Source organism: Enterobacter sp. EC_64 (assembly GCF_019584165.1).
GTDB lineage: Bacteria > Pseudomonadota > Gammaproteobacteria > Enterobacterales > Enterobacteriaceae > Enterobacter > Enterobacter roggenkampii.
Genome location: NZ_VDAS01000003.1, coordinates 197,860 through 223,873, shown reverse-complemented (window position 1 = coordinate 223,873; position 26,014 = coordinate 197,860). Strand labels below are relative to the sequence as shown.

Below are 26,014 nucleotides of genomic sequence, written 5' to 3'. Positions count from 1 at the left end.
CCCTTATTCTAGAAACGAACCAGCGCGGAACCCCAGGTGAACCCGCCACCGAAGGCTTCAAGCAAGACCAGCTGGCCCCGTTTGATTCGCCCGTCGCGTACCGCTTCATCAAATGCGCACGGTACTGACGCCGCAGAGGTGTTGCCGTGACGATCCAGCGTCACCACAACGTTATCCATCGACATGCCCAGCTTTTTCGCGGTCGCGCTGATGATACGCAGGTTCGCCTGATGCGGCACCAGCCAGTCGAGCGCGGAGCGCTCAAGGTTATTCGCTTCCAGCGTTTCATCAACAATGTGCGCAAGCTCAGTCACCGCCACCTTGAACACCTCGTTCCCTGCCATGGTCAGGTAAATCGAGTTGTCCGGATTAACGCGATCGGCGTTAGGCAGGGTCAAAAGCTCACCGTAGCTGCCATCAGCATGCAGATGCGTAGAGATGATACCCGGCTCTTCGGACTGCCCCAGCAGCACCGCGCCCGCACCATCACCAAAAATAATGATCGTTCCGCGATCGGTTGGATCGCAGGTACGCGCCAGCACGTCAGCACCGATCACCAGCGCATATTTAACGGCTCCGGACTTCACGTACTGATCGGCAACGCTCAGCGCATAGGTAAAACCTGCGCACGCAGCGGCAACGTCAAACGCCGGGCAACCTTTAATGCCGAGCATATTCTGCACCTGGCATGCCGCGCTTGGGAAAGCATGTGTAGCAGACGTCGTGGCCACCACGATCAAACCGATCTGTTCTTTATCAATGCCCGCCATCTCGATAGCACGCTGTGCGGCTTCGTAACCCATGGTGGACACGGTTTCGTCTGGCGCGGCGATACGACGTTCACGGATACCTGTGCGCGTGACAATCCACTCGTCAGACGTATCTACCATTTTTTCCAGATCGGCGTTGGTACGCACTTGTTTTGGCAGGTAGCTGCCGGTACCTAAAATCTTCGTATACATGTACGCTCAGTCACTTTTAGCTAATACAGATTCCAGGCGAGCGGCAATCCGCTGAGGGACTTGTCGCTGCACCGCCTGCACTGCCTGTTCAATGGCGACAGAAAATGCTCGCTGATTGGCGGCGCCATGACTCTTAATCACGATGCCGCGCAATCCTAACAGACAGGCGCCATTATACTGGTCGGGGTTGAGGTGACTGAATCGCCGCGTCAGGCTCTTTTGTAACCAACGCTTCAATAAAATCAGCCACCAGGCGCTTTTTTTGCCCTCTCCCTGTGATTTCAGCAGAGAAAGAAACATCCGCACGACCCCTTCCATGGTCTTCAACGTTACGTTTCCGGTGAAGCCATCGCAGACCAGAACATCCGTTTTACCCGTCAACAACTCATTGGCTTCGAGATAACCAATATAGTTGATGGAGGGAACCTGTTTGAGCAATTCAGCTGCTTCGCGAATGCTGTCCAGGCCTTTGGTCTCTTCTTCACCAATGTTCAGTAACGCAACACGGGGAGTGTTGATCCCGACCACTTCTTCTGCCAGCACCGATCCCATTACGGCAAACTGAGCCAGCATTGTACTATCACAATCGACGTTCGCGCCCAAATCAAGCACCACCGTCTTGCCCTTCTGCTGATGCGGCAACACCGTCACCAGCGCCGGGCGCTCAATACCGTCAATCGGTTTGAGCAACAATTTCGCCAGTCCCATCAGCGCGCCGGTATTACCCGCGCTGACGCAAGCCTGGGCTCGTCCTTCTTTCACCAGCTCCAGCGCTATCCGCATCGAGCTGCCGCGGCTATTGCGAATCGCCTGCGAGGGTCGGGCATCACTGGCAATAACTGACTGCGCAGGAATAATCTGCAGACGTGAACGTTGTTCAAAGTCAGCTTTTGCAAGTAATGGCGTGATTGCGTCGGGATTGCCGACTAAAAGAAGAGTGAGTTGCGAATTAGAATTCAGTGCCTGCAATGCTGCAGGCACTGTCACGGAAGGGCCAAAATCTCCCCCCATGACATCTAACGCCAGGGTTAGACGTGTCAAGGTATCGTCGCAGCCTGGTTCGGTAAGTTCCCCGTTTGCACGGGGAGCTCCTCACTAAGCCTAATCACGCTGACGCGTGATTACTTAGTGATAACCTTGCGGCCGCGGTAGAAACCGTCAGCGGTGATGTGGTGACGCAGGTGTTTCTCACCAGAAGTCTTGTCTACAGACAGGCTGGTAACTGCAGTCAGCGCGTCATGGGAACGACGCATGCCACGTTTGGAACGGGTTGGTTTATTCTGTTGTACGGCCATGGACCTTACTCCTCAATTACTTACGCTTTAAGCTGGCTAATACGGCAAATGGGTTTGGTTTTTGCGCTTCATCAGGCAGTTCCCCAAAGACCATGTCCGCCTCGGACACTTCACAGTGTTCAGAATCATGCACCGGAACGACTGGCAAGGAGAGGATGATTTCATCTTCAACCAGAGCCAGAAGATCGATTTCACCGAATTCGTTAACCTCAATCGGCTCATACGCTTCCGGGAGTGCTTCAGCCTGTTCGTCAGAACGAACCGGACTGAAACAATACGTTGTGTGAACATGCTGTACAAACGGTTTCCCGCAACGCTGACACTCGAGCGTTACCGTCACCTTTGCATCACCGGTTAAAACGGCGAGGCGCTGGTTGTCGATAGCGAACGACATGGAGCATTCTACATCACTGTCCACACTGACTACGGATTCGGCAATACGCTCAGCCTGATCGGAAGTATAGATACCTTCGTAATCGAGGCGTTTTTGAGCCGTACGAACCGGATCAAGAGTCAGGGGTAATTTTACCTTTTGCATAGGGCGCGCATATTAACTTTGTAACGTCATAGAGTCAAAGAAAAAGGCAACCAGAGCTGCCTTTTGCCAATTATTCGCACACATTGCGGCCTGTAGTTTAAAATGGCTGGCATCGATACGCTATATCTGGTGATAAAAATATGCCAAATCTCGTCCTTGCTTCCACGTCTCCCTACCGCCGAATGCTGCTGGAAAAGCTTGGGATCCCGTTTGAATGCGCTGCTCCAGACGTGGATGAGACGCCACAGCCGGGCGAGTCACCGCGCCATCTGGTGACGCGTCTTGCTAAGGAGAAGGCGCAGTCGCTGGCCGCACGCTATCCTTCGCATTTGATTATAGGCTCGGATCAGGTTTGCGTACTGGACGGCGAAATCACCGGCAAGCCGCATACAGAGGAAAATGCCTGCCAGCAGCTTCTGCGCGCGCGCGGTACTATCGTGACCTTCTATACGGGCCTCGCCCTCTATAACTCCGCGTCAGGCCATCTGCAAACCGAGTGCGAGCCTTTCGACGTACACTTCCGTCATCTCAGCGAGCAAGAGATTATGGATTATGTGCGTCGTGAGCGTCCGCTGAACTGCGCGGGGAGCTTTAAAAGTGAGGGGCTGGGGATTGCGCTGTTCGACAAGCTGGACGGTCGGGATCCGAACACCCTGGTGGGGTTACCGCTGATTGCCTTGTGTCAGATGTTACGGCGAGAAGAGTGTAATCCGCTGACGATGTGACCTTCGCCGGGTGGCGCTGCGCTTACCCGGCCTACAAAACCGTAGGCCCGTGCAAGAGCAGCGCCGACGGGCAAAATCAGCCGCGCAGAACCTTCAGGCAGCGTTTCAACTGCTCATCCAGCGGCGCTTCAATACGGATGACTTCACCGGTATTTGGGTGGGTAAACTTCAGCGCTGCCGCATGCAGGAACAGACGCGACAGTCCCGTCCCCGCCAGCTGCTTATCAAACTCGCGGTCGCCATAGCGGTCATCAAACGCGATGGGGTGCCCTGCAAACTGCGTATGTACGCGGATCTGGTGGGTACGGCCGGTAACAGGGCTGCAGCGTACCAGCGTGGCAAACTCATAGCGCTCTTCAACCTTAAACCGCGTCTCAGACGGTTTCCCTTCCTGGCTGACGCGGACAATACGCTCACCGCTTTGCAGAATGTTCTTCAGCAGCGGCGCCTGCACCACTTTTACATGGGACTGCCATTGGCCGCGCACCAGCGCCAGGTAGTCTTTCTGCATCCCTTTTTCACGCAGTTGTTCATGCAGGGAACGCAGCGCAGAACGTTTTTTCGCTACCAGCAGCACGCCAGAGGTGTCACGGTCAAGACGGTGCACCAGCTCAAGGAAACGCGCTTCCGGGCGCAGGGCGCGGAGCCCTTCAATCACACCGAAGCTCAGGCCGCTACCGCCATGGACTGCCGTTCCTGACGGTTTATTCAGCACCAGAATGTGGTCATCTTCGTAAAGGATGACATCGCTCAGGGCCGCCACTTTCTGTAGCTTCGGTGAAACGGTCTCTTCTTCACGCTCTGCCACGCGCACCGGCGGAATGCGCACTTCATCGCCCGCCTCGAGTTTGTACTCGGGCTTCACGCGTTTTTTGTTCACCCGCACTTCGCCCTTACGCAGGATGCGGTAAATCATGCTCTTTGGCACCCCTTTCAACTGGGTGCGCAAGAAGTTATCGATACGTTGCCCCGCTTCATCTTCGGCGATGGCAACCATTTTTACGGCTGGAGTCTCTGTTTTCATGGTTGGCGATTCTAAATATCGTCAGCCATTAGCGCCACTCATTTTTCTATGCTTATATTTACTTTTATCCGGCCTGCACCCCGTTTCACGCAATCGATTTGGTGGTTATTAAACCAATCACCACCTTGAGGTGAAGAAACTGTGAGTAACCGGGTGATAATTGGTAAAAGTCATCTTGCTATAACCCGGCGAGCAGTGGAATAATGAGGTCGTTTTCCGCGTTAAATCCGGGTTTTGTAAGGATGTCGACGGAATGACCAATTTTGTCTGACCGATCATCCACGCAGCAATGGCGTAAGACGTATTGATCTTTCAGGCAGTTAGCGGGCTGCGGGTTGCAGTACTTCCCGGTATAAGGATTGTTCTCTGGAGAGTTCTACCCAGGCAATTCCCCTGATAATTGCGCTGTGTTTCCGTATGAAACACAGGCAACCGACACTCTGCGCCTCTTAAGCGAGCGACAACCGTGAGGTTGGCGACGTGAACAGACACGAGGCCATCGGTTCATACCCCGGAATGCGTCACCTTGCCCGCAGCTTTGTCGTCAATGTAAGAATAACGAGTAAGTTACGATGAAAAGAATGTTAATCAACGCAACTCAGCAAGAAGAGTTGCGTGTCGCCCTTGTGGATGGGCAGCGCCTGTACGATCTGGATATCGAAAGTCCTGGACACGAACAGAAAAAAGCGAACATTTACAAAGGCAAAATCACCCGCATTGAACCAAGCCTTGAAGCTGCATTTGTCGATTACGGTGCTGAGCGTCATGGTTTCCTCCCTCTGAAAGAAATCGCCCGCGAATATTTCCCTGCAAACTACAACGCCCATGGCCGCCCAAACATCAAAGATGTTCTGCGTGAAGGTCAGGAAGTTATCGTTCAGATTGATAAAGAAGAGCGTGGCAACAAAGGTGCCGCACTGACAACCTTTATCAGCCTGGCGGGGAGCTATCTGGTGCTGATGCCAAACAACCCGCGTGCGGGTGGTATCTCTCGCCGTATCGAAGGTGATGACCGTACCGAGCTGAAAGAAGCGCTGGCAAGCCTTGAACTGCCTGACGGCATGGGGCTTATCGTGCGTACCGCAGGCGTCGGGAAATCCGCCGAAGCGCTGCAGTGGGACCTCAGCTTCCGTCTGAAGCACTGGGAAGCCATCCAGAAAGCAGCGGAAAGCCGCCCTGCTCCGTTCCTGATCCACCAGGAAAGCAACGTGATCGTGCGTGCCTTCCGTGACTACCTGCGTCAGGACATCGGTGAGATTCTGATCGATAACCCGAAAGTGCTTGAGCTGGCACGCCAGCACATCGCCGCGCTGGGCCGTCCGGATTTCACCAGCAAAATTAAGCTGTATACCGGTGAAATCCCGCTGTTCAGCCACTATCAGATCGAATCCCAGATTGAGTCCGCCTTCCAGCGTGAAGTGCGTCTGCCATCCGGCGGTTCTATCGTTATCGATACCACTGAAGCGCTGACCGCTATCGACATCAACTCCGCGCGTGCAACCCGCGGCGGCGACATCGAAGAGACCGCCTTCAACACCAACCTTGAAGCCGCTGATGAAATCGCGCGCCAGCTCCGCCTGCGCGACCTGGGTGGTCTGATTGTTATCGACTTCATCGACATGACCCCTGTTCGTCACCAGCGTGCGGTAGAAAACCGTCTGCGCGAAGCGGTGCGTCAGGATCGTGCGCGTATTCAGATTAGCCATATCTCACGCTTTGGCCTGCTGGAGATGTCCCGTCAGCGTCTGAGCCCATCGCTGGGTGAGTCCAGCCATCACGTCTGCCCACGCTGCTCCGGCACCGGCACCGTGCGTGATAACGAGTCGCTGTCCCTCTCTATCCTGCGTCTGATTGAAGAAGAAGCGCTGAAAGAGAATACCAAAGAGGTTCACGCGATTGTGCCTGTGCCAATTGCGTCCTACCTGTTGAACGAAAAACGTGCTGCGGTCAGTGCCATTGAAGCGCGTCAGGGCGGCGTTCGCTGCATCATCGTGCCAAACGATCAGATGGAAACCCCGCACTACCACGTGCTGCGTGTCCGTAAAGGTGAAGAGACGTCAACGCTCAGCTACCTGCTGCCGAAGCTGCACGAAGAAGAGATGGCCCTGCCATCTGATGACGAGCCAGCAGAGCGTAAGCTGCCAGAGCAGCCTGCGTTAGCGACCTTCATCATGCCAGAAGCCCCACCGGAAGCCGCCCTGGAAAAACCAGCGGCCAAACCTGCGGCGCAGAAACCAGAAGCGACGGCAGCGAAAGCACAGCCAGCGCAGCCGGGTCTGCTGAGCCGCTTCTTCGGCGCGCTGAAGAAGATGTTTGCCGGCGAGGAAGTTCAGCCAGAGCAGCCGAAAGAAGAGCCAAAAGCGGCCAAGCCTGAACGTCAGCAGGACCGCCGTAAGCGTCAGAACAACCGCCGCGACCGTAATGACCGTAGCGATCGTAATGAGCGCAACGAGCGTCGTGACAACCGTGACAACCGCTCTGACAATAACGAAGGCCGTGAGCAACGCGAAGACAACCGTCGCAACCGTCGCGAGAAACAGCAGCAGAATGTTGAAGATCGTGAAATTCGCCAGCAGGCGGGCGATGAGTCTGAGAAGAGCAAACAGCGTGACGACCAGCAGCCGCGCCGTGAACGCAACCGTCGTCGTAACGACGAGAAGCGTCAGGCACAGCAGGAAGTCAAAAACCTGAACCGCGAAGAGCCTGTAGAGCAGCAGGACGGCGAGCAGGAAGAACGTACTCAGGTCATGCCGCGCCGTAAGCAGCGCCAGCTTGCTCAGAAAGTCCGCTTCGCCTCCGAAGCAACCGAAGAGTCAGCAATCGTCGCGGTTGAAAGCCGCGAGAGCGCAACCGGCACGCAGCTGGCAAAAGTTGACCTGCCAGCGGTCGTTGATAACAATATTGAGCAGGATGAAAACGGTGAAAACCGTGATAACGCCGGTATGCCGCGCCGTTCACGTCGTTCCCCACGTCATCTGCGCGTCAGCGGTCAGCGCCGTCGTCGCTATCGTGACGAGCGGTACCCGACTCAGTCTCCAATGCCGCTGACCGTTGCCTGTGCTTCACCAGAAATGGCTTCCGGCAAAGTCTGGATCCGCTACCCTGTTGCTCGCCCGGAGCAGGTTGTTGAAGAACAGCCGGTAACGGAAGAGGTCATTGCACCTGTAGCAGCGGTAGAAGAGGTCGTGACTGAAACGGCAACCGTGGTTAAACCTCAGGTTGTTGAAACTGAAGCACCTCAGGCCGCGGACGTCGAAACCACGCATCCGGAAGTGATTGCCGCGCCGGTTGATGCCGCACCGCAGCTTATTGCTGAAGAAGATGTCGTGGTGGCTGAGGAAATCGCTCAAGAGGCTGAACCTGTAGCCGCGGTAGAAGAAGCCGCTGAAACCCTCGTCGAAACCACCGCTGAAGAGGTCGTTCAGGACGTTGAGATTCAGGTTGAACCGGTTGTTGAAGAGCCGAAAGCGCCAGAAGTGAAGCCTGAGCCTGTTGTCTCTGCGCCAGCCGCTGCCCACGTGGCAACAGCACCGATGACCCGCGCCCCGGCGCCGGATTACGTGCCTGAAGCGCCGCGTCACAGCGACTGGGTTCGCCCGGCCTTCAGCTTCGAAGGTAAAGGCGCAGCCGGTGGTCATAGTGCAACGCATCAGGCGACTGCACCGGCAACGCGTCCACAGTCTGTCGAATAACGACAAACAACGCTGAAAGTAAAAAGCCGACCTTAAGGTCGGCTTTTTTTATGGCTGCTGCACAGGCTTCCTCATCCCGGTCACCTCCGGCATGACCTGCCGCATCAGCTCAAGAAAACGCCGCAAGCGTGCCGGATAATAACGGGACCAGGGATAGACCAGATGCACCGGTAGCGCTGCGGGCTGCCACTCCGGCAGCAAATGCACCAGCCGCCCTTCCCGAATATCATCCTGTACCGTCCAGCTTGATACGACCGCCACACCGAGCCCGGTCAGTGTCGTATTGCGTGCAACATACAGGCTGTCGGTGCTGAGGCGTGGCGTAATAGCAATCCGCGCGGTGGCGGGCGAAGCATCGTGAAATAGCTCCACGTGGCGCTGGTAAAAAGAGCTGATGGCTATCCAGGGAAACTGCTGCAAATCCTCCGGCGTATTCACCGCCGGGAAGCGGGCCAGCAGTGCCGGAGAAGCCACCACCGAGCGCGGCACCTCCGCCAGCAGTACGGATACGGTTGCCGGATCGACCTCCACGCCCACCCGAATAGCACAGTCAAGGTTGTCGCCGAGGAAATCCGCCGACCGATCGTTGAGCATCCACTCAATCGAAAGCTGCGGATAGCGTTGCAAAAATTCGGTTACGGGTTTCAGAAGCTGATCCTGACCAAACGCGTGCGGTGCCCGCACCCGCAGCACGCCTACCGGCTCATCTTCCGTCTGCCCTACCTCATCCTCCAGCGCCAGCCAGCTGTCAATCACCCGACGGGCGTGCTGATAGCAGCGCTCGCCGTCATCCGTTAGCCGCGTCGTGTGGGTGGTGCGCAACAACAGGCGCACGCCCAGCATGGTTTCAAGCGACTGCAACCGTCGGCTTACCGTGGCCTGGGTTGTTGCCAGCTGTCGCGCCGCCGCTGAGAGCGAACCCGCCTCGACAATGCGGACAAACGTCCGCATTAGCTCTACCCTGTCTATACGCTCAACTCTTTTCATCGCATTTTCATTTATACGTTCAACGTATAAGCGTTTTACCACCGGGCCCGCTACCGTCGCAAGGCGTACTGATAAAAAATAGCCTCACACGATGAATGAGGAACAACTTATGAACACAACAACGACTTCCCATGCTGTAAGCCGCTGGGTGATCTTTATGCTGGCTCTGGGGGCTGGCTTCAGCGTGGCATCAATCTATTACGCGCAGCCCCTGCTGCCGCTGATGGGTGCCGACCTGCATTTGAGTATTGAAGGTATGGGCCTGGTGCCAACATTAACGCAGGCAGGCTACGCGCTTGGCATCCTGTTCCTGCTTCCTCTGGGCGATCGCCACGACCGCAGGACGTTAATTTTGATCAAAAGCGCGGCGCTGGCGCTGTTTCTTCTCGGCTGTAGCCTGACCGGGCAGATCCATTCCCTGCTGCTGGCAAGCCTGCTTATCGGCATGGCCGCCACCATGGCACAGGATATCGTCCCTGCCGCGGCCATTCTTGCGCCGGAAGGCAAACAGGGGAAAACCGTGGGCACGGTAATGACCGGGCTGCTACTGGGTATCTTATTATCCAGAACCGTAAGCGGCGTGGTGGGCGAAGCGTTTGGCTGGCGCGTCATGTACCAGCTGGCAGCGGCGAGCATTGCGTTCATCGGGGTAATGATGTGGTTTGTACTTCCCCGTTTTGCCATTCACTCCACGCTGAGCTACCCCGCGCTGATGCGCTCGATGGAGCACCTGTGGCGTCGTTATCCGGCACTGCGCCGCGCGGCGCTGGCCCAGGGCTTCCTGTCGATTGCCTTTAGCGCCTTCTGGTCAACGCTTGCGGTCATGCTGCTGGAACGCTACCACCTGGGTAGTGCCGTCGCAGGTGGTTTTGGTATTGCCGGTGCCGCGGGTGCGTTAGCAGCCCCACTGGCGGGGGGTCTGGCGGACAAACTGGGGGCAGGAAAAGTCACGCAGCTTGGTGCCGTTCTTGTGACCGTCTCTTTCGGCCTGATGTTCCTGATGCCCGCGCTGGGCGTTCATGGACAGCTGATGCTGCTCGCCATCTCTGCCGTCGGGTTCGACCTGGGCCTGCAGTCCAGCCTGGTCGCCCATCAGAACCTGGTGTACAGCCTTGAACCGCAGGCGCGTGGTCGTCTCAACGCCCTGCTCTTTACGGTCGTCTTTATCGGGATGGCGCTGGGGTCCGCGTTAGGCAGCAATATCTACTCGCTGGCTGGCTGGACGGGTGTGGTCGCACTGGCCACCGTCTGTGGCGTCATTGCGCTGATCATCCGTCTGATAGAAAGCGCGCGTGTCGCCTCAGTAACGGCAGAAGTCGCATAAAAAAAATGCCCAATCCAGACGGATTGGGCAGCAAAACATGCCCAGTTTCAAGACATGTTCTAAGAGGTCAAGATGTTATTTGTTCAGCTGGAACAGAGACATGCCCTGCATATCGCTAAACGCTTTATAAGACGCCTGCAAGGCCGCCTGCTGCATGGTGTAAGAAGAAATCGCTTCGTTCCAGTCGACATCCACCAGATCGCTCATCTGCTTGGTCTGGCCCAGCGCGCGGTCATCGCCCAGCGTATCGAGTTTTTCCAGCTCGTTCATCTTGGTGCCCACATCGGCAACGACCGTCAGAATATTGTTCTCGGTGTTCTGAATACCGATTCGCGCATTGGCAATCACCTGGTTCTGGACTGCAGCTGCAGCCTGATCGTTCTCAATCGGCGTCTTCAGCGCAGCAACGGCAGAATCCAGGATTTTGAACATGTTTGTCTCGCCATAACCACCACCCGGCAATTGCTCCGCATTACTGGTAATGCTTTCGAAAATCTGCTGGCCGGTATGACTAATCGCCATATTTCGCGCCGTATCGACCTGCTGGGTGATGGCTTCAGCGCCGCCCCTGTACTCGCCGGTTACGGAATCAAACGGTGCGCTCTCGGTTTTGTATCCCGCAAAGATAAAGCGACCATTACCATCCGTCGTGTTGGCCAGGTTCATAAGCTGATCGCGTATCCCCTGAATATCGGTCGCCAGAGCAAGACGATCGTCATCGTTTAGTGTGCCGTTTGACGCGTAGACCAGTTTCTCCCGCACGCTTGAGATCGCGCTATTCACCTGAGCCAATACGTTATCTTCCAATGAGACCTTTTGCGTGGCAAAGGTTCGCGCCAGAGCAAATTGGCTGTTTTGTGACTGAGATTGTGACAAAACAATAGCCTGCGAAGCCGCGATCGGATCATCGGACGGACGATTGACGCGCTTGCCGGTGGACATTTGTTCACCATAACTCAGCCATCTGCTTTGGGAATCGGTGATCCCACGCATGTTCTGCTCATACATCATCTGGGTGCTAATACGCATTATTCACCTCAACCTTAACGAATGTTGATAATTGCATCGAAGAGCGTACTGGCAGTCTGGAGAACCTGGGCGTTCGCCAGGTAATACTGCTGATAACGCTGCAAATTGCCATACTCTTCGTCGAGGTTTACCCCAGAGATGGTCTGCTGCTGTCTGATCAGCTGCGTTTCTACATCGGCTTTCGTCTGGCTGCTTACTTTCAGTGAGGCCGTAGAACTCCCGACAGTACTTACCAGCGAGGCATACGCATCGTTGAAGCTTTTGTTCCCGCCTACCACTTTGCTGTTTTGCAATTCGAGCATTTTCTGGCCATTGCGGTTGTCGCTCTCACCGCCGGTCTGCACGGACGCCATCGCCAGTTTGGACTCGTCGCTGATCGCCAGATCCATGTTCATGATGACGTCAGAAACCGGCTTCACGGTAAAGCTGTCTTTGGTATTTGCCGTGCCGCTCACGTTGACGTTAAGACCATCAAATGACAGGTTGCCGCTGGCATCCGGGCTCATCGTAAAGCTGGTTTTGTCTGATGTACGGGTGATCGTCCAGTCAGTGCCGTTGAACTGCAGCTTATAGTCTGTCGCCTGGACCTGCTTGCTGTCCGTCACAGAGGCCGTAACAACCACCGATCCGCCGTTCTTGCTGTTGGACAGCACCGCCGGAGAACCAAAGTTGAACAGCTTACCGCCCGCATCACCGTTAGCGTCAAAGCCAGCCTCATGCTGCGTGTTCATCGAATCGGCAAAGGCCAGCGCCATCTGGTTCAGGGTGTTACGAGCTTTATCCAGATCTTCCGTGCGGAAGGTCAGTAAACCGCCCAAAGAACCGGTGGTGATCATCTTTTCCGGGATCTCTACGTTCCCGGCCACGTCATCGACATAGGCCACGGTGGTACGAGCCGGATCGGCACTCGACTTCACGGCAGCCAGCTGGTTAGCTTTGCTGCCCTGCACCAGGCTGTAACCGTTGCCGAAAGAGATGTTATACGTGCCGCTATCCTGCACAGACACTTCCACGCCGACGATTTTGTTCAGCTCAGTGACGAGCTGATCGCGCTGGTCAAGCAGATCGTTAGGCGATGCGCCCGCACCGACGCCGGTCAGACGGGAAATCTGATCGTTCAGATTGGCAATCTGTTTGGCGTAGTTGTTGATCTGCGACACGCTGGTTGAAATCGCGGTATTCACCTGCGTATCCTGGTCACGAAGATACTGATCGTTGGTTTTGAACTGATTGACCAGACCGCCCGCTTTACCCAGCACCGTCTGACGCGCCGCCGGATCTTCCGCGTTGCTCACCAGCGTTTGCAGGCTTTTGAAGAAGTCCTGCAGCGTGGTGGAGAGCGAGTTGGTGGTATCGGAGAGCACATCGTCGATTTTTGACATCTGCTGATAGCGCGTCGTCAGGCCGCTGCTCTGCGTCTGCGCGGCGCGCAGCTGATTGGTGATGAAGGCGTCATACTCACGCTGGACACCGGAGACATACACCCCGTTACCCACCCAGCCACCGCCGGTCAGCGTGCTGTTAGATGCGCCCAGCACCGTGGTCTGGCGGGTATAGCCTGCCACGTTATAGCTTGAAATATTATTACTGACGGTATTGAGTGCCGACTGCGCAGCACTGAGGCCACTCATGGCGCTGTTAATCAAACTGGACATGGGGGTTCCTTTTATACGTTCAGACACGAGTCCTGATGAAGGTTATCGGCAACCTCCACCGGGACTTGAGAACTTTCAGAACAGATTTTCAATATCTGTGCTATAGGCTTTGCTGACCTTCTCGCCCATGGATTTCAGCTGCTGGATCATGCTGGTGAGCTTGCGCGCATAGTTCGGGTCGGTCGCGTAGCCCGCGTTTTGCAGCGCCTGAGCGCCCTGCTCCGCCGTCGCCGCCTGCGTCACGGCGGTATAGCGCGGATTTCGGCTCAGCAGGCCAACATAATCGGACAAGGCTTCCAGATACGAGCTGTAGACGCGGAATTTGGCTTTCACCTTCACCGCCGCACCGTTCTCGTATTCGGTGGTTGTGATCTCCGTGGTTGGCCCCTTCCAGCTGGAGGTGGCCTTCACGCCGAAGATGTTGAAGCTCGGTTCGCCGTTTTCCTTGCGGATCTGGCGCTGACCCCAGCCCGACTCCAGCGCGGCCTGCGCCAGAATCAGGTGATGCGGCACGCCGCTCTGTTCGCTGGCAAGGCGCGCAGGCAGAGAAAGCTGCGCCAGGAAGTCTTTGCTGTCACCGGAGAGCGGCTCATCGCCGCTGCCCGTGGCTTTCGGCATGGCTTTACGCACCATTTGCGTCAGAGCCTGGTTCTGATAGCTGGTCACCGTTTCCAGGTCGAACTTCATCGGTACCTGCTGCGGCTGATCCTGAGGCTGAATGCCCTGCGCCGCTTCGGTCTGCTTGACAATCATGTCAGCCAGACCGAGGCCTTTCCCGGCGGTCATCTGCTGCGCAATCTGCTGGTCATACATGCTGGTGTAGAGACGCGTTGAATCACTGCTGAACATCCCGTCTTTCGGCAGGGTTTCGCGCATGCTCTTCAGCATCATCTGTACAAACATTCCTTCCACCTGGCGGGCGACCGGGCGGATATTCGCCGCCGGGTCTTTGCCTGCTTTGGTTTTCAGTTCGTTGAGCGACTGGGCGTCCCAGGCTGCACTGGTCAACAGTTTGCTATCGGTCAGCATTAGATGATTTCCAGTTTGGCGCGCAGGCAGCCCGCGCTTTGCATGGATTGCAGAATGGACATCAGATCCATCGGCGTTGCGCCCAGGGCGTTCAGGGCGCGCACCACGCTGTTCAGGTTGGCGCTTGATCGCACGCTTTGTAAAGACCCACCGCTCTGACGTAAATCAATCTGCGTTTGCGGGGTTACCACCGTCTGACCACCGCCAAACGGCGTGTCCGGCTGGCTGACGTTAGCGGAGCGGTTCACCGTCACCGACAGGTTCCCCTGCGCCACGGCACAGCTGTCGAGCGACACTTCCCGGTTCATCACCACCGAGCCGGTACGGGAGTTGATGATCACCTTCGCATCCTGGACCGGAACGTTCACTTCCATATTCTGGATATCGGCCAGCATGCGCACCTGGTTGCTGCTGCCGGTGGAGGTACGGATCTGCACGGTGCGCGCATCGAGTGCCGTGGCATTACCGTAGCCACGGCTGCGGTTGATGGTATCGGCAATCTGCTGCGCCATCGTGAAGTCTTCATTATTGAGCTGCAGGTTAATGGTGTTGCCCGTGCCAAACTGGGTCGGCAGTTCACGCTCAATGATCGCCCCGTTGGTAATCCGTCCGCCGTTGAGCTGGTTCACCTGCACGCTGCTTCCGCCTGCGGATGCACCCGCACCGCCGACCAGAATGTTCCCCTGCGCCAGCGCATAAACCTGGCTGTCGACGCCTTTCAGCGGAGTCATCAGCAGCGTACCGCCGCGCAGGCTTTTGGCGTTACCCATTGAGGAGACTACCACGTCAATGGTCTGTCCCTGACGCGCAAACGCCGGGTAGGATGCGGTGACCATTACTGCCGCCACGTTTTTCAGCTGCATGTTAGTTCCCGCCGGCACGGTAATGCCGAGCTGGGAAAGCATGTTGTTCAGACTTTGGGTGGTAAAGGGGGTCTGGGTCGTCTGGTCACCGGTACCGTCCAGCCCCACCACCAGGCCATAGCCAATCAGCGAGTTTTCACGCACGCCCTGTACGCTGGTGAGATCGCGAATGCGGTCAGCCTGGGCAAAGGTAGCCACCAGCGCGAGCGCCACGGCGAAGATCGATTTAAACATGGGTCACCTCGCTTACATCGGCGATAAGTTAAGGAAGAAGCGCTGCAGCCAACCCATATTCTGCGCTTCATTGATATAGCCGTTACCGACGTACTCAATGCGCGCATCCGCCACCTGGGTGGACGGAACGGTGTTGGTGCCGCTGATGGTGCGAGGGTTAACCACGCCCGAGAAGCGAATGAATTCAGTGCCCTGGTTGATGGCGATCTGTTTTTCACCCACCACGTGTAAGTTGCCGTTAACCAGTACCTGGTCAACCGTGACCGTCAGCGTGCCGCTGAAGGTGTTGCTGGCGTTCGCGCCACCTTTACCGTTAAAGGTGTTGCCGCCAGAGGCATCGACATCAGCACGCGCGTTGCCGAACAGTCCCTGCAGGTAGCGCGGGACGGTATCGAAGCCAAAATTCGTTTTGCCATCACGGCTGGCGTTCGCCGACGAGCTCTTGCTCGCGCTGACGTTTTCCTGCAGCACAATGGTCAATGTATCGCCGACGTTACGCGGGCGGCGATCTTCAAACAGCGGCTGATAGCCGTAATTAATCGGCTGCGCGGTCTGGAAAATGGAGCCGTTGACTACTGGCGCAGGGCCAGGAACGGGTTGGGCAGTCGTCGCACCCTGGACCAAAGGTTTAGACGGGATCCAGGCACACCCGCTGAGGGTGACGGCCAGAACAGTCAGAATCGGATAACGAAACGCCGCGTTTTTTTGCATTGCCTTCATCTTCGAAAACAGGGAGCCGGCGCGGCGTTTACCGCACCGGGCTACACCTTAGAGTTGCGTCAGTTTCTGCAGCATCTGGTCGGTCGTCGACACTGCTTTACTGTTAATTTCATACGCGCGCTGAACCTGGATCATATTCACCAGCTCTTCCGCCACGTTCACGTTGGAGGTTTCAACATAGCCCTGATACAGCAGGCCCGCGCCGTTCAGGCCCGGGGTGCTCTCATTTGGCGTACCGGAGGATTGCGTCTCGGTGTAGAGGTTCTCACCAATGCTTTCCAGACCGGTATCGTTCATGAAGGTGGTCAGGTTGAGCTGCCCAACCTGAACCGGCGCGGCCTGCCCCTGCTGGGTTACGCTGACCACACCGTCACGTCCGATGGTAATGCTCAGGGCGTTCGCCGGGATGGTAATCGCAGGCTGAACCTGGAAACCGCCCGCCGTCACCAGCTGGCCGTTCTGATCGACCTGGAACGAGCCGTCGCGGGTGTAGGCAGAAGTCCCGTCAGGCAGTTGCACCTGGAAGAAGCCCTGGCCTTTGATCGCCACGTCTTTGCTGTTGTTGGTCTGAGACAGGTTGCCCTGGCTGTGCAGACGCTCGGTCGCCACCGGACGAACACCGGTACCGATCTGCAGGCCCGATGGCAGCGTCGTCTGTTCAGAAGACTGCGCGCCCGGCTGGCGGATGGTTTGATAAAGCAAATCTTCGAAAACGGCGCGCTGACGCTTGAAACCATTGGTGCTCACGTTTGCCAGGTTGTTGGCAATCACGTCCATATTGGTTTGCTGGGCGTCCAGGCCAGTTTTCGCGATCCATAAAGAACTGATCATAAGGAATCCTGTTAGCTCATAGCCAGAAGTTGGTTAGCCTTGCCCGCGTTTTCATCGACGCTGCTGATGATCTTCATCTGCATTTCAAAACGACGGGCGCTGGCGATCATGTCGGTCATGGCTTCGACCGGCTTGACGTTACTGCCTTCCAGAACACCGGACATCACGCGGATGCTCGGATCGGCCTGTAAGGTGGCCCCCCGCGTCGCCTGCGCCGCCTGGGTCAGACGGAACATGCCGTCGTCGCCACGCTGCACCTCTTTGCCTTCCGCCTTGACCAGCTTCAGACGACCGACGGGCGCAACGGTATTGGCCGGGTCGCCAGGGTTGAGCGCCGAAATGGTGCCGTCCGCAGCGATAGTCAGCTCAGAGCCTTCCGGTACGGTCAGCGGACCCGCTTCCCCCATCACCGGATGCCCCTGAATCGTCAGCTGGCCCGTCGCGCTCACCTGGATGTTCCCGTTACGGGTATAGCCTTCGCTACCGTCCGCCGTTTGCACCGCCAGCCAGCCGTCCTGCTGCAGAGCCACGTCCAGCGGGCGTGAGGTGTAATCCATCTGCCCTGGCGTCATATCGGCGCCAGGGGTTGATGCCGTCACCAGCGTACGGGTCGGCAATGAAAGCCCTTCGACCGGCACCGCGCGCAGCGCATTAAGCTGCGCGCGAAAGCCCGGCGTTGAGGCGTTTGCCAGGTTGCTGGCGGTAACGGCCTGCTGATTGAGCGTCTGACTTGCCGCGCCCATCGCGGTATATATTGCGTGATCCATTGCGCTTTCCTGTTAGCCGCTTAACGCAGGTTAACCAGCGTGTTGAGGATCTGATCCTGGGTTTTGATGGTCTGCGCGTTCGACTGATAGTTACGCTGCGCGACGATCATGTTCACCAGCTCTTTACTCAGATCGACGTTAGAGGCTTCCAGCGCACCGTTGGTCAGCGTGCCGAAGTTACCGCTTCCGGCAGTACCCAGCAGCGCCACGCCGGAGGACTGGGTGGCAGACCAGACGTTGTCGCCTTCCGATTTCAGACCTTCGTTGTTGGCGAAGTTTGCCAGCACGATCTGGCCCAGAACCTGGGTCTGTTCGTTGGAATAGTTACCGACCACAGTGCCGTCGTCATTGATTTGGTAGCTCACCAGGTCGCCTGGTTTAAAACCATTCTGGCTGGTCGCAACGATATTGTTCGCGCCGGTGTTCTGCTGCATGGAGTTAGCAAAACTCATGGCGAAGGTCGCTGGCGTCGCACCTGGGATGGTCGCGGTAGTGATGTTGATATTTCCACCACCGGTCAGCGTACCGTTATTATCGAAGGTCAGCGTGGTGGCGAGTGCCGCCGTGCTGCCTGCGACGCTACCGTCCTGGGCATACACTTTCCAGGAGTTAGCTGGGGTCGCATCTTTGACATAAAACAGGTTCATGTTGTGCGCATTACCCTGGCTATCAAAGACGGTCACCGTACCTTTTTTGTTGTACGTGTCCGGGTTAGCCGGATCAAAGGCGGTGGTCGGCGCGGTATCGGTGGAATTCAGGTTAATCTGCTGGGAAGCCGTGGTGGTGGACTTCGCGGCCATCAACGTGGTTGGGATATTAATGACCTGTGGGTTCGCCCCGGTCTGAACCGTTGATGGCGTCCCGGCAACCGGATAACCGGTTAACTGCATCCCCTGCATGTTCACCAGATTACGGTTTTCATCCAGCTTGAACTGGCCGTTACGGCTGTAGAACACAGAGCCGTTGGAGTCGACCATACGGAAGAAACCGTTCTGGCTGATGGCGACGTCCAGACCACGACCGGTGTTGGTGGTGGTGCCGTCGCTAAAGTCCTGAGTGATGCCCGCAACTTTCACGCCCAGGCCGACTTTGGAACCGGCAAACATGTCTGCAAAGGAAGCAGAACCGGATTTAAAACCATAGGTCGCGGAGTTGGCGATGTTGTTGCCAATGACGTCCAGGTTGGTGGCCGCAGCATTCAGGCCGCTGACCGCTTGAGAAAAGGCCATGACTTACTCCTGATAAGTGTTAAGGCTTAGATAATCTGCCGAACTTCGTCGAGTGTGGTGGAACCAGAGGTTCCCAAATCCAGTTTGTTGCCGTCGCTTCCTTTAATCACGCCCTGGACCAGCGCGAACTGCAGCGGCTGCGCCACCAGCTGGGTCGTCCCGTTGCTGGCGCTGATCGCGACTTTGTAAGCACCGTTTGGCGCTTTCGTGCCGTCGGTCAGGCTGCCGTCCCACGTAAAGGTGTGAACGCCCGCCTTCAGCTCGCCGATGTCGATGGTGCGAACCACGGCGCCGGTTGAGTCGGTGATCGTCGCCGTCACTTTGTCAGCCGCCTGCTGCAATTCAACGCCGAACGGCGTAGTGGTGGTGGTCGATGTACCGTCGGTGGTGCTGGTGCCCGCAAGAATCGTGGTTCCCGGGATCATCACCCCGTGGCCAATCAGGCTTGCCGCCTGCAGAGACTGGGCGCTATTAATCTGTCCAGAGACGGAACCAAGGGTGGTGTTGAGTTTCTCAATGCCGCTAACGGTGCTGATCTGCGCAAGCTGCGTGGTCAGTTCGTTGTTCTGCATCGGGTTAGTGGGATCCTGGTTCTTAAGCTGCGCCACCAGCAGCGTCAGAAAGCTGCCCTGAAGATCGGCGGCGTTACTCCCCGTCAGGGAGTTAGAACCCGTCGTACTCTTTGTGTTGTTAACACCCGAGTTCGTCGGATCATTCACATTTACGGCGATGGACATGCATGTCTCCTTTACTGGCCGAGAGTGAGTGTTTTGAGCATCATGCTCTTCACGGTATTAAGCACTTCGACGTTGGCCTGGTAGCTACGGGAAGCCGACATGGAGTTCACCATCTCACCCACCACATCCACGTTTGGCATCTTCACGTATCCGCTGGCATCCGCCAGTGGGTTACCCGGCTCATACACCAGTCTGTCCGGGGCCTGGCTCTCCACCACATCCGAGACCTTCACGCCGCCCGTCGCCGCGCCTGGCGCAGCATCGACCTGAAAGACAACCTGTTTGGCACGATAAGGCTGGCCGTCGGGTCCGGTGACGCTGTCGGCGTTCGCCAGGTTACTGGCGGCCACGTTCAGGCGCTTGGACTGTGCGGTTAACGCCGAACCGGCGATATCAAAAATATTCAGCAAGGCCATCTATCAATTCCCCCCCTGCAGGACGTTCATCATGCCTTTGATTTGTCCGCCGAGTACGGTCAGGCCCGTCTGGTATTTCAGGCTGTTGTCGGCAAACTGGGTACGCTCCCGGTCCATATCCACGGTGTTACCGTCGAGTGAGGGCTGATCGGGAATGCGATAAAGTAAATCGGTCGCTGGCGCGGTCATCGCCTGAGCAGGAATATGGCGAGAGGATGTCATGGCAAGTGCAACACCCGTTCCTTCGGCACGTCCACGCTCCATCACCTTTTTGAGTTCACTGGAAAAATCAATATCGCGCGCCTGATACCCCGGGGTATCGGCGTTAGCGATATTGGCGGCTAAAATCTCCTGCCGCTGGGCGCGTAAGTTGAGCGCTTCCTGCTGAAAACGTAACGCGGCGTCGAGTTTATCGAGCATGTCTCCTCCGCTGATGGCAAAATTTCAGTTCACAGCTTAAATCTCACCCGGTCTCCCCTATCGACGGAATAAGCGCAAAATGCGTCGCTATTTATTCCGTTGATGCAAAACCACTGCAGGTAGAATTCGTTCAACTCTGGAAACGGTGGAACTTGCGATGCAAACGTTAAAACGTGGTCTGGTGGCGGCTCTCTTGCTGTTAAGCCCTCTGGCGCAGGCTGAAGGGATACAGGATCGGCTAACGGCTTTTTTTGCTGAAAAACTGGCAGGCTTTAGCGATGACGTGACCGTTACCGTGCGCACGCCACCGAATCTGTACCCGACGTGCGACCAGCCGTCCTTCAGCGTGGTAGGGTTCACAAAGCTCTGGGGGAATGTGAACGTGCTGGCACGCTGCGCCAACGAAAAACGCTATTTACAGGTTGCCGTTCAGGCGACGGGCAATTATGTTGTCGCCGCCGTGCCCATTGCGCGCGGCAGCGTACTGCAGACAAACAGCGTGACCTTGAAGCGCGGCCGTCTGGATCAGCTGCCGCCACGCACCATGCTGGATATTAACCAGGCACAGGACGCCGTCAGCCTGCGCGACGTCGCGCCAGGCCAGCCGATACAGATCTCCATGCTGCGTCAGGCATGGCGGGTAAAAGCAGGCCAACAGGTGATGGTGGTGGCCAACGGAGATGGCTTTAGCATCAACAGTGAAGGGAAAGCGTTGAACAATGCCGCGGTGGCGCAAAACGCCCGCGTCAGAATGTCCTCAGGCCAGGTGGTGAGCGGAACCGTCGATGCTGATGGGAAAATTCTGATTAACCTATAATCTTTTTAAAGATTTCGCGGCGCGTGCCGATAAATATTCCACTAATGATGATGTCAGGCGCAAACGCCGCGAACCCTCGATGAGGACAACACTATGAGCATTGATCGTACATCAGCCCTGAAGCCGGTAAGCGCTGTACAACCTCGCGAAACGAATGACGCAACGGCGCAGAAAACGCGTCTGGAAAAACCGTCAACGTCCAACAGCACCAGCGTGACCCTGAGCGACGCGCAGGCAAAACTGATGCAGCCGGGCAGCAACGATATCAATATGGAACGTGTTGAAGCGCTGAAAACGGCTATTCGTAACGGTGAGCTGAAAATGGATACCAGCAAGATCGCTGATGCCCTGATTCAGGAAGCACAGAGTTTCTTACAGAGTAACTAACCGTATGAGTCGACTGTCAGAAATACTGGATCAAATGACGGTTGTCCTGAACGACCTGAAAACGGTAATGGACGCTGAACAGCAGCATCTCTCTTCCGGTCACATCAACGGCAGCGCGCTGCAGCGTATTACTGAAGACAAAAGTTCGCTTCTGGCAACGCTGGATTATCTGGAGCAGCAGCGACGCGCTGAGCAAGATCCTAAGCGCAGCGCCAATGACGATATTATTGAGCGCTGGCAGACCATTACTGAAAAAACCCAGCACCTGCGCGATCTTAACCAGCATAACGGCTGGCTACTGGAAGGGCAGATTGAGCGTAATCAGCAGGCGCTTGAGGTGTTGAAACCGCATAAAGAAACCGGTCTGTACGGTGCGGATGGTCAGACGGCGACGGCGCGTATTGCAGGTGTGAAAAAGATTTCGATTTGACGCATAAGCGACTAATCATGCAGTGGGGAGCACCATGAGGTGAACTCCCCTTTTGGCGTTTATGCCGTCCGGCGGGCAAACTCTTTGACTTTGAAACCCAGCACCGCGAGCGTGGCAAAATACGCCACCACCCCAACGCACACCACGGCCATCAGGCGCATCAGACGATAAGGCATCGTGCCCAGGGACCACTCCGGCATCACGTGCATCATGCCAAGCAGCGCGGCAGACATCACCAGTACCGCAACGATCAGACGCACCAGGAAACTGCCCCAACCCGGCTGCGGCGTGAAAATATCCTGCTTGCGCAGCTGCCAGTACAGCAGCCCGGCATTCAGACAGGCCGCAAGACCAATCGATAATGACAGGCCGGCATGTTTCAGCGGACCAATAAACGCCAGGTTCATCAGCTGCGTCATAATCAGCGTCACGATGGCAATTTTTACCGGCGTTTTAATGTCCTGACGCGAGTAAAAGCCCGGCGCCAGCACTTTCACCACGATCAGCCCCATCAGCCCCACCGAGTAGGCAATCAGCGCGCGCTGGGTCATGGCGGCATCGAAGGCAGTGAATTTCCCGTACTGGAAGAGCGACACCGTCAGCGGTTTGGCCAGAATACCCAGCGCCACCGCGCTTGGCAGGGCCAGCAGGAAGCAGAGACGCAGGCCCCAGTCCATCAGGCGGCAATACTCATCATGATTGCCGCTGGCAAAACTTTTCGACAGCGACGGCAGCAGGATGGTCCCCAGCGCCACGCCCAGCACCCCGGACGGAAACTCCATCAGGCGATCGGCGTAGTACATCCAGGAAACCGAGCCGGACACCAGGAACGAGGCAAAGATGGTGTTGATAATCAGCGAGATCTGGCTGACGGAGACGCCGAGAATGGCGGGCCCCATCTGCTTGATGACGCGCATCGCCCCGGCATCTTTGAGGTTGATGCGCGGCAGCACCAGCATGCCGATTTTTTTCAGGTGCGGCAGCTGATACGCCAGCTGCAGCACGCCGCCGACGGTGACCGCCCAGGCCAGCGCCAGCACCGGCGGGTTGAAGTGCGGGGCGGCGAACAGGGCAAAGCCGATCATGCTGACGTTAAGAAACGTCGGCGCAAACGCCGGAACGGAGAAGCGGTTCCAGGTATTGAGGATCGCCCCCACCAGCGAAGCCAGCGAGATCAGCAGAATATAGGGAAAGGTAATGCGCAAAAGCTGCGAGGTCAGGGCAAACTTGTCGGCCGTATCGGCAAAGCCGGGCGCGGTCACCATAATCACCCAGGGCGCGGCCAGCATCCCGAGGACGGTCACCACCGCCAGCGCCAGCGTCAGCAGGCCGGAGACATAAGACACAAAGACGCGCGTGGCGTCCTCGCCCTGCTTGCTTTTATATTCCGCCAGGATCGGGACGAATGCCTGGGAAAACGCCCCCTCCGCAAAAATACGACGCAGCAGGTTCGGTAATTTGAACGCGACGAAAAAGGCGTCCGTGGCCATCCCTGCACCAAATACCCTTGCCACAATGGCGTCGCGCGCAAAACCCAGCACGCGGGAAAACATGGTCATCGAGCTGACGGCCGCCAGCGATTTTAATAAGTTCATTAACGTGAATTTCCAGAACCATACGGATTTCCAGGACGGGCAAGCGTAAGCGCCACCCGGCAAAGCCTACAAGCGGCGCTTAGTCTACCCGGATTTCAACGAATTACTATCCGCAGATGTTACAGCGAGTTATTCACTCATGGCCTCGCGCCAGAGCCTTTCCACAATGCGCTGCGCCATGATGGCCTGCTCGCCGGACGTTTCAGGAACCGTCTGATTTTGCACGCAGGTGATGAAGTGGCGGGCGCAACCGGCAAAACCGCGCTGTTCAAGCGTGCTCTGCCAGCCAGGCGCGGGGAGCGTCACCACGCCGCAGCCCTTCTCTTCCCGCCATTCACGCATGTCGGTAATGTCGTACAACGCGCCGTCGGTGACGGCCTGGACGCATTCTCGCTGGCTGCCGGCACGACGATGCATGCTGGTCGTGATCTGCAGATGGTCAATCGCGAAATGGTGTTCGGCGTAGACCATTTCACCCTGCTCGTTCGTGAGCAGCGTGCCACTTTGCAGCTGCGCGTTGCTACCGGCGAGCCACAGCGCCGTATCCACAACGTGGAGATAATCATCCAGCAGCGTGAAGCGCAGATCGTTTGGCCCGATGCTGTCCGTGCGGTGTTTATCCATCCGCAGCGAGGCAAGCGTGCCCGACTGTGCCTTAAGCTGCTGGTAAAGGGGCGCGAAGCGGCGGTTGAAGCCGACCATCAGCGTCAGTTTTTTACGCGCCGCCAGCTCAATCAGGCGTTCCGCGTCCGGAACATTTTCCGCCAGAGGTTTATCCACGCAAACGTGAACGCCCGCATTGAGCAGCTCGCTCACGACCTGATAGTGGGTAGACGTTGAGGTATGCACAAAGACCGCATCGCACTCGCGGGCCAGATCCTGAAGCGACGCCGCATACGGCATACGCCAGGTTTCGCAGATCCGCTCGGCCTTCTCGCGCGTGGGTGACCAGGCCCCTTGCAGCGTCCAGTCCGTCGCTGCCCCCAGAACCGGCAGCCAGGCTTTTTGTGCAATACCGCCCAGCCCTACTACGCCAATGCGTAATTTTTTCACCGTCAGTCTCCCAAATGTGCCAGCAGGGCATCCAGACGCTGTTTCAGCCCGGCGACCTCGTCTTCCAGCGCCGCTACGCGGGCAACCAAATCATCATCTATGGCCGTTATGTCGGTTGCGCTGGATTTAACTGAACTATCAACTTCACCGCTGAACAGGTGCATATAGCGGCTTTCACGCTTGCCCGGCTCGCGCGCCAGACGCACCACGTAAGGACCGTCTTCACGCGCGGCCAGCCCTTCGAGGGTCTGCTCGACCTCCTGCATATCGCTGAACTCATGCATACGGGAAGCGCGCGTGCGCAGTTCTCCCGGCGTTTGCGCCCCGCGCAGCAACAGCGTGGTGATGACCGCCACTTCCGCACTGCTCAGCTTCAGGTCACCAAATTCGGAGTTACAGAAGCGCTGTTCGTATTTGGTCACGCGGTTGCCGAAGCCGCTGACGGTGCGCAGATAGTGGCGTTTGACCAGCGCATCCAGCACGTCCTGAACCTCATGCTCGCTGAGGTTCATCACCGGCTCGCGGTTGGTTTTCTGGTTGCAGGCCATGGTCACGGCGTTGACGGAGAGCGGATACTGCTCCGGCGTGGTGACCTGTTTTTCGAGTAAGCACCCAATCACGCGCGCTTCTGTACCGTTTAGCTGATACTTCATCTTTTCTCCTTAACGACCTGCAGTCCAGTCCCGGGTGGTTAATGCCGTCAGAACGTGGTCGCGCCACTCTCCGTCTATCAGCAGATAATCTTTGGCGTAACCCTCTTTCTCGAACCCTAAACGCGCCAGCAGATTTCCGCTGCGCTGGTTATGCGGCATATAGTTCGCCATAATGCGATGAATGTGCTGGGTGCGTTGCATATAGCGGATCGCTACCGTCAGCGCCTCGTACATCAGCCCCTGCCCCTGCCACTTCTGGCCGATGGAGTAGCCCAGATAGCAGGCGTGAAACGATCCCCGCACCACGTTTGAAAAATTGGCGATCCCGATAATCTCTTTCTCTTCAGGATCCAGCAGCGCGAAATAAAACGCGCTGCCCTGCTTGTGAAATTCCGTAATCATGCTGAGGCGCGCCTGCCAGCCGGAAGGGTAACAATGGCTCTCATCCCGAACGGGTTCCCAGGGTTTTAAAAACTGGCGATTCTCGGCGTAATAATCCGCCAGACGCCAGGCATCACGCTCATGCACCAGACGAACGACCAGCCTGTCCGTTGTCAGACGCACTTTTGGCACATTACTGCGATAGCCAAACATCGATACCA

27 protein-coding genes are annotated in these 26,014 nt (G+C 56.8%); 6 read left to right on the top strand and 21 right to left on the bottom strand.

Annotated features, from left to right (window positions below):
* Positions 1-8: 8 nt before the first annotated feature.
* The 4 genes from FHC52_RS04035 to yceD form a co-directional block, all read right to left on the bottom strand.
* The gene (locus FHC52_RS04035; protein WP_008500797.1) at positions 9-962 is read right to left on the bottom strand and encodes a beta-ketoacyl-ACP synthase III; all 954 of its coding nucleotides are present in this window, start codon (positions 960-962) and stop codon (positions 9-11) included.
* A 6-nt stretch (positions 963-968) separates the two neighbouring features.
* Positions 969-2,003 (bottom strand): phosphate acyltransferase PlsX, encoded by a 1,035-nt coding sequence (plsX, locus tag FHC52_RS04030; RefSeq protein ID WP_021240758.1) that lies wholly within the window; start codon positions 2,001-2,003, stop codon positions 969-971.
* Between the two features lie 80 nt (positions 2,004-2,083).
* On the bottom strand, positions 2,084-2,257 hold the full coding sequence (gene rpmF / locus FHC52_RS04025; protein WP_003857964.1) for a 50S ribosomal protein L32: 174 nt from the start codon (positions 2,255-2,257) through the stop codon (positions 2,084-2,086).
* Between the two features lie 16 nt (positions 2,258-2,273).
* Positions 2,274-2,795, bottom strand: a complete 522-nt coding sequence (gene yceD / locus FHC52_RS04020) for a 23S rRNA accumulation protein YceD (protein ID WP_021240759.1) — start codon at positions 2,793-2,795, stop codon at positions 2,274-2,276.
* A gap of 140 nt (positions 2,796-2,935) precedes the next feature.
* On the opposite strand from yceD, the gene FHC52_RS04015 reads away from it, so the two are divergent.
* Positions 2,936-3,520, top strand: coding sequence for a nucleoside triphosphate pyrophosphatase (locus FHC52_RS04015; protein WP_032651327.1), 585 nt, complete (start codon positions 2,936-2,938; stop codon positions 3,518-3,520).
* Between the two features lie 76 nt (positions 3,521-3,596).
* Here the strand turns inward: FHC52_RS04015 and rluC are convergent, their stop codons facing one another.
* Entirely contained in the window at positions 3,597-4,544 is a 948-nt protein-coding gene (rluC, locus tag FHC52_RS04010) for a 23S rRNA pseudouridine(955/2504/2580) synthase RluC (RefSeq protein ID WP_021240761.1), read from the bottom strand.
* Between the two features lie 572 nt (positions 4,545-5,116).
* Here rluC and rne point away from each other — a divergent pair.
* Positions 5,117-8,236 carry a ribonuclease E gene (rne, locus tag FHC52_RS04005; protein ID WP_063616735.1) on the top strand — a complete coding sequence of 1,040 codons (3,120 nt, stop codon included), beginning with the start codon at positions 5,117-5,119 and terminating at the stop codon, positions 8,234-8,236.
* A 48-nt stretch (positions 8,237-8,284) separates the two neighbouring features.
* On the opposite strand, the gene FHC52_RS04000 is transcribed toward rne, so the two are convergent.
* Entirely contained in the window at positions 8,285-9,187 is a 903-nt protein-coding gene (locus FHC52_RS04000) for a LysR family transcriptional regulator (protein ID WP_074168346.1), read from the bottom strand.
* Positions 9,188-9,332: 145 nt separating this feature from the next.
* Here FHC52_RS04000 and FHC52_RS03995 point away from each other — a divergent pair, with 145 nt between their 5' ends.
* Positions 9,333-10,547: an MFS transporter gene (locus FHC52_RS03995; RefSeq protein WP_220419922.1), complete on the top strand. Its 1,215-nt coding sequence runs from the start codon at positions 9,333-9,335 to the stop codon at positions 10,545-10,547.
* A 75-nt stretch (positions 10,548-10,622) separates the two neighbouring features.
* On the opposite strand, the gene flgL is transcribed toward FHC52_RS03995, so the two are convergent.
* The 11 genes from flgL to flgB form a co-directional block, all read right to left on the bottom strand.
* The gene (flgL, locus tag FHC52_RS03990; protein WP_023327102.1) at positions 10,623-11,576 is read right to left on the bottom strand and encodes a flagellar hook-associated protein FlgL; all 954 of its coding nucleotides are present in this window, start codon (positions 11,574-11,576) and stop codon (positions 10,623-10,625) included.
* 14 nt (positions 11,577-11,590) lie between these two features.
* Positions 11,591-13,231, bottom strand: coding sequence for a flagellar hook-associated protein FlgK (gene flgK, locus FHC52_RS03985; RefSeq protein WP_063616733.1), 1,641 nt, complete (start codon positions 13,229-13,231; stop codon positions 11,591-11,593).
* 75 nt (positions 13,232-13,306) lie between these two features.
* Entirely contained in the window at positions 13,307-14,260 is a 954-nt protein-coding gene (flgJ, locus tag FHC52_RS03980; RefSeq protein WP_021240767.1) for a flagellar assembly peptidoglycan hydrolase FlgJ, read from the bottom strand.
* Positions 14,260-15,357, bottom strand: coding sequence for a flagellar basal body P-ring protein FlgI (locus tag FHC52_RS03975; RefSeq protein WP_063616732.1), 1,098 nt, complete (start codon positions 15,355-15,357; stop codon positions 14,260-14,262). Before FHC52_RS03975 ends, flgJ begins: the two co-directional genes overlap by 1 nt.
* A gap of 12 nt (positions 15,358-15,369) precedes the next feature.
* Complete coding sequence (flgH, locus tag FHC52_RS03970; protein ID WP_008500809.1) at positions 15,370-16,068, bottom strand: flagellar basal body L-ring protein FlgH; 699 nt, start codon at positions 16,066-16,068, stop codon at positions 15,370-15,372.
* 57 nt (positions 16,069-16,125) lie between these two features.
* Positions 16,126-16,908, bottom strand: coding sequence for a flagellar basal-body rod protein FlgG (flgG, locus tag FHC52_RS03965; protein WP_008500810.1), 783 nt, complete (start codon positions 16,906-16,908; stop codon positions 16,126-16,128).
* A gap of 11 nt (positions 16,909-16,919) precedes the next feature.
* Positions 16,920-17,675, bottom strand: coding sequence for a flagellar basal body rod protein FlgF (locus tag FHC52_RS03960; RefSeq protein ID WP_008500811.1), 756 nt, complete (start codon positions 17,673-17,675; stop codon positions 16,920-16,922).
* A 20-nt stretch (positions 17,676-17,695) separates the two neighbouring features.
* The gene (gene flgE / locus FHC52_RS03955) at positions 17,696-18,904 is read right to left on the bottom strand and encodes a flagellar hook protein FlgE (RefSeq protein WP_008500812.1); all 1,209 of its coding nucleotides are present in this window, start codon (positions 18,902-18,904) and stop codon (positions 17,696-17,698) included.
* A gap of 26 nt (positions 18,905-18,930) precedes the next feature.
* Positions 18,931-19,641: a flagellar hook assembly protein FlgD gene (gene flgD / locus FHC52_RS03950; protein WP_023343755.1), complete on the bottom strand. Its 711-nt coding sequence runs from the start codon at positions 19,639-19,641 to the stop codon at positions 18,931-18,933.
* Positions 19,642-19,652: 11 nt separating this feature from the next.
* A complete protein-coding gene (gene flgC, locus FHC52_RS03945; RefSeq protein ID WP_008500814.1) occupies positions 19,653-20,057 on the bottom strand; it encodes a flagellar basal body rod protein FlgC in 405 nt (134 codons plus the stop codon).
* A 3-nt stretch (positions 20,058-20,060) separates the two neighbouring features.
* Positions 20,061-20,477 (bottom strand): flagellar basal body rod protein FlgB, encoded by a 417-nt coding sequence (gene flgB, locus FHC52_RS03940; RefSeq protein ID WP_008500815.1) that lies wholly within the window; start codon positions 20,475-20,477, stop codon positions 20,061-20,063.
* 157 nt (positions 20,478-20,634) lie between these two features.
* Here flgB and flgA point away from each other — a divergent pair, with 157 nt between their 5' ends.
* The 3 genes from flgA (at position 20,635) to flgN (ending at position 22,111) form a co-directional block, all read left to right on the top strand.
* Complete coding sequence (gene flgA / locus FHC52_RS03935; RefSeq protein ID WP_044596817.1) at positions 20,635-21,294, top strand: flagellar basal body P-ring formation chaperone FlgA; 660 nt, start codon at positions 20,635-20,637, stop codon at positions 21,292-21,294.
* 93 nt (positions 21,295-21,387) lie between these two features.
* On the top strand, positions 21,388-21,681 hold the full coding sequence (gene flgM / locus FHC52_RS03930) for a flagellar biosynthesis anti-sigma factor FlgM (protein ID WP_008500817.1): 294 nt from the start codon (positions 21,388-21,390) through the stop codon (positions 21,679-21,681).
* A gap of 4 nt (positions 21,682-21,685) precedes the next feature.
* Complete coding sequence (gene flgN / locus FHC52_RS03925) at positions 21,686-22,111, top strand: flagella biosynthesis chaperone FlgN (RefSeq protein WP_008500818.1); 426 nt, start codon at positions 21,686-21,688, stop codon at positions 22,109-22,111.
* Positions 22,112-22,170: 59 nt separating this feature from the next.
* Here the strand turns inward: flgN and murJ are convergent, their stop codons facing one another.
* The 4 genes from murJ to rimJ all read right to left on the bottom strand — a co-directional run bounded on the left by murJ (position 22,171) and on the right by rimJ (position 26,006).
* Complete coding sequence (murJ, locus tag FHC52_RS03920) at positions 22,171-23,706, bottom strand: murein biosynthesis integral membrane protein MurJ (RefSeq protein ID WP_021240770.1); 1,536 nt, start codon at positions 23,704-23,706, stop codon at positions 22,171-22,173.
* Positions 23,707-23,835: 129 nt separating this feature from the next.
* Positions 23,836-24,759 (bottom strand): Gfo/Idh/MocA family protein, encoded by a 924-nt coding sequence (locus tag FHC52_RS03915; RefSeq protein WP_126289425.1) that lies wholly within the window; start codon positions 24,757-24,759, stop codon positions 23,836-23,838.
* A 2-nt stretch (positions 24,760-24,761) separates the two neighbouring features.
* Complete coding sequence (locus FHC52_RS03910) at positions 24,762-25,412, bottom strand: YceH family protein (RefSeq protein WP_063616730.1); 651 nt, start codon at positions 25,410-25,412, stop codon at positions 24,762-24,764.
* Between the two features lie 9 nt (positions 25,413-25,421).
* Positions 25,422-26,006 carry a ribosomal protein S5-alanine N-acetyltransferase gene (gene rimJ, locus FHC52_RS03905; RefSeq protein ID WP_008500822.1) on the bottom strand — a complete coding sequence of 195 codons (585 nt, stop codon included), beginning with the start codon at positions 26,004-26,006 and terminating at the stop codon, positions 25,422-25,424.
* Positions 26,007-26,014: the final 8 nt, after the last annotated feature.

Coding starts and splice junctions, on each gene's coding strand:
- FHC52_RS04035 (WP_008500797.1), bottom strand. CDS start 962: ATGTATACGAAGATTTTAGGTACCGGCAGCTACCTGCCAAAACAAGTG.
- rpmF (WP_003857964.1), bottom strand. CDS start 2,257: ATGGCCGTACAACAGAATAAACCAACCCGTTCCAAACGTGGCATGCGT.
- yceD (WP_021240759.1), bottom strand. CDS start 2,795: ATGCAAAAGGTAAAATTACCCCTGACTCTTGATCCGGTTCGTACGGCT.
- FHC52_RS04015 (WP_032651327.1), top strand. CDS start 2,936: ATGCCAAATCTCGTCCTTGCTTCCACGTCTCCCTACCGCCGAATGCTG.
- rluC (WP_021240761.1), bottom strand. CDS start 4,544: ATGAAAACAGAGACTCCAGCCGTAAAAATGGTTGCCATCGCCGAAGAT.
- rne (WP_063616735.1), top strand. CDS start 5,117: ATGAAAAGAATGTTAATCAACGCAACTCAGCAAGAAGAGTTGCGTGTC.
- FHC52_RS04000 (WP_074168346.1), bottom strand. CDS start 9,187: ATGCGGACGTTTGTCCGCATTGTCGAGGCGGGTTCGCTCTCAGCGGCG.
- FHC52_RS03995 (WP_220419922.1), top strand. CDS start 9,333: ATGAACACAACAACGACTTCCCATGCTGTAAGCCGCTGGGTGATCTTT.
- flgL (WP_023327102.1), bottom strand. CDS start 11,576: ATGCGTATTAGCACCCAGATGATGTATGAGCAGAACATGCGTGGGATC.
- flgK (WP_063616733.1), bottom strand. CDS start 13,231: ATGTCCAGTTTGATTAACAGCGCCATGAGTGGCCTCAGTGCTGCGCAG.
- flgJ (WP_021240767.1), bottom strand. CDS start 14,260: ATGCTGACCGATAGCAAACTGTTGACCAGTGCAGCCTGGGACGCCCAG.
- FHC52_RS03975 (WP_063616732.1), bottom strand. CDS start 15,357: ATGTTTAAATCGATCTTCGCCGTGGCGCTCGCGCTGGTGGCTACCTTT.
- flgH (WP_008500809.1), bottom strand. CDS start 16,068: ATGCAAAAAAACGCGGCGTTTCGTTATCCGATTCTGACTGTTCTGGCC.
- flgG (WP_008500810.1), bottom strand. CDS start 16,908: ATGATCAGTTCTTTATGGATCGCGAAAACTGGCCTGGACGCCCAGCAA.
- FHC52_RS03960 (WP_008500811.1), bottom strand. CDS start 17,675: ATGGATCACGCAATATATACCGCGATGGGCGCGGCAAGTCAGACGCTC.
- flgE (WP_008500812.1), bottom strand. CDS start 18,904: ATGGCCTTTTCTCAAGCGGTCAGCGGCCTGAATGCTGCGGCCACCAAC.
- flgD (WP_023343755.1), bottom strand. CDS start 19,641: ATGTCCATCGCCGTAAATGTGAATGATCCGACGAACTCGGGTGTTAAC.
- flgC (WP_008500814.1), bottom strand. CDS start 20,057: ATGGCCTTGCTGAATATTTTTGATATCGCCGGTTCGGCGTTAACCGCA.
- flgB (WP_008500815.1), bottom strand. CDS start 20,477: ATGCTCGATAAACTCGACGCCGCGTTACGTTTTCAGCAGGAAGCGCTC.
- flgA (WP_044596817.1), top strand. CDS start 20,635: ATGCAAACGTTAAAACGTGGTCTGGTGGCGGCTCTCTTGCTGTTAAGC.
- flgM (WP_008500817.1), top strand. CDS start 21,388: ATGAGCATTGATCGTACATCAGCCCTGAAGCCGGTAAGCGCTGTACAA.
- flgN (WP_008500818.1), top strand. CDS start 21,686: ATGAGTCGACTGTCAGAAATACTGGATCAAATGACGGTTGTCCTGAAC.
- murJ (WP_021240770.1), bottom strand. CDS start 23,706: ATGAACTTATTAAAATCGCTGGCGGCCGTCAGCTCGATGACCATGTTT.
- FHC52_RS03910 (WP_063616730.1), bottom strand. CDS start 25,412: ATGAAGTATCAGCTAAACGGTACAGAAGCGCGCGTGATTGGGTGCTTA.
- rimJ (WP_008500822.1), bottom strand. CDS start 26,006: ATGTTTGGCTATCGCAGTAATGTGCCAAAAGTGCGTCTGACAACGGAC.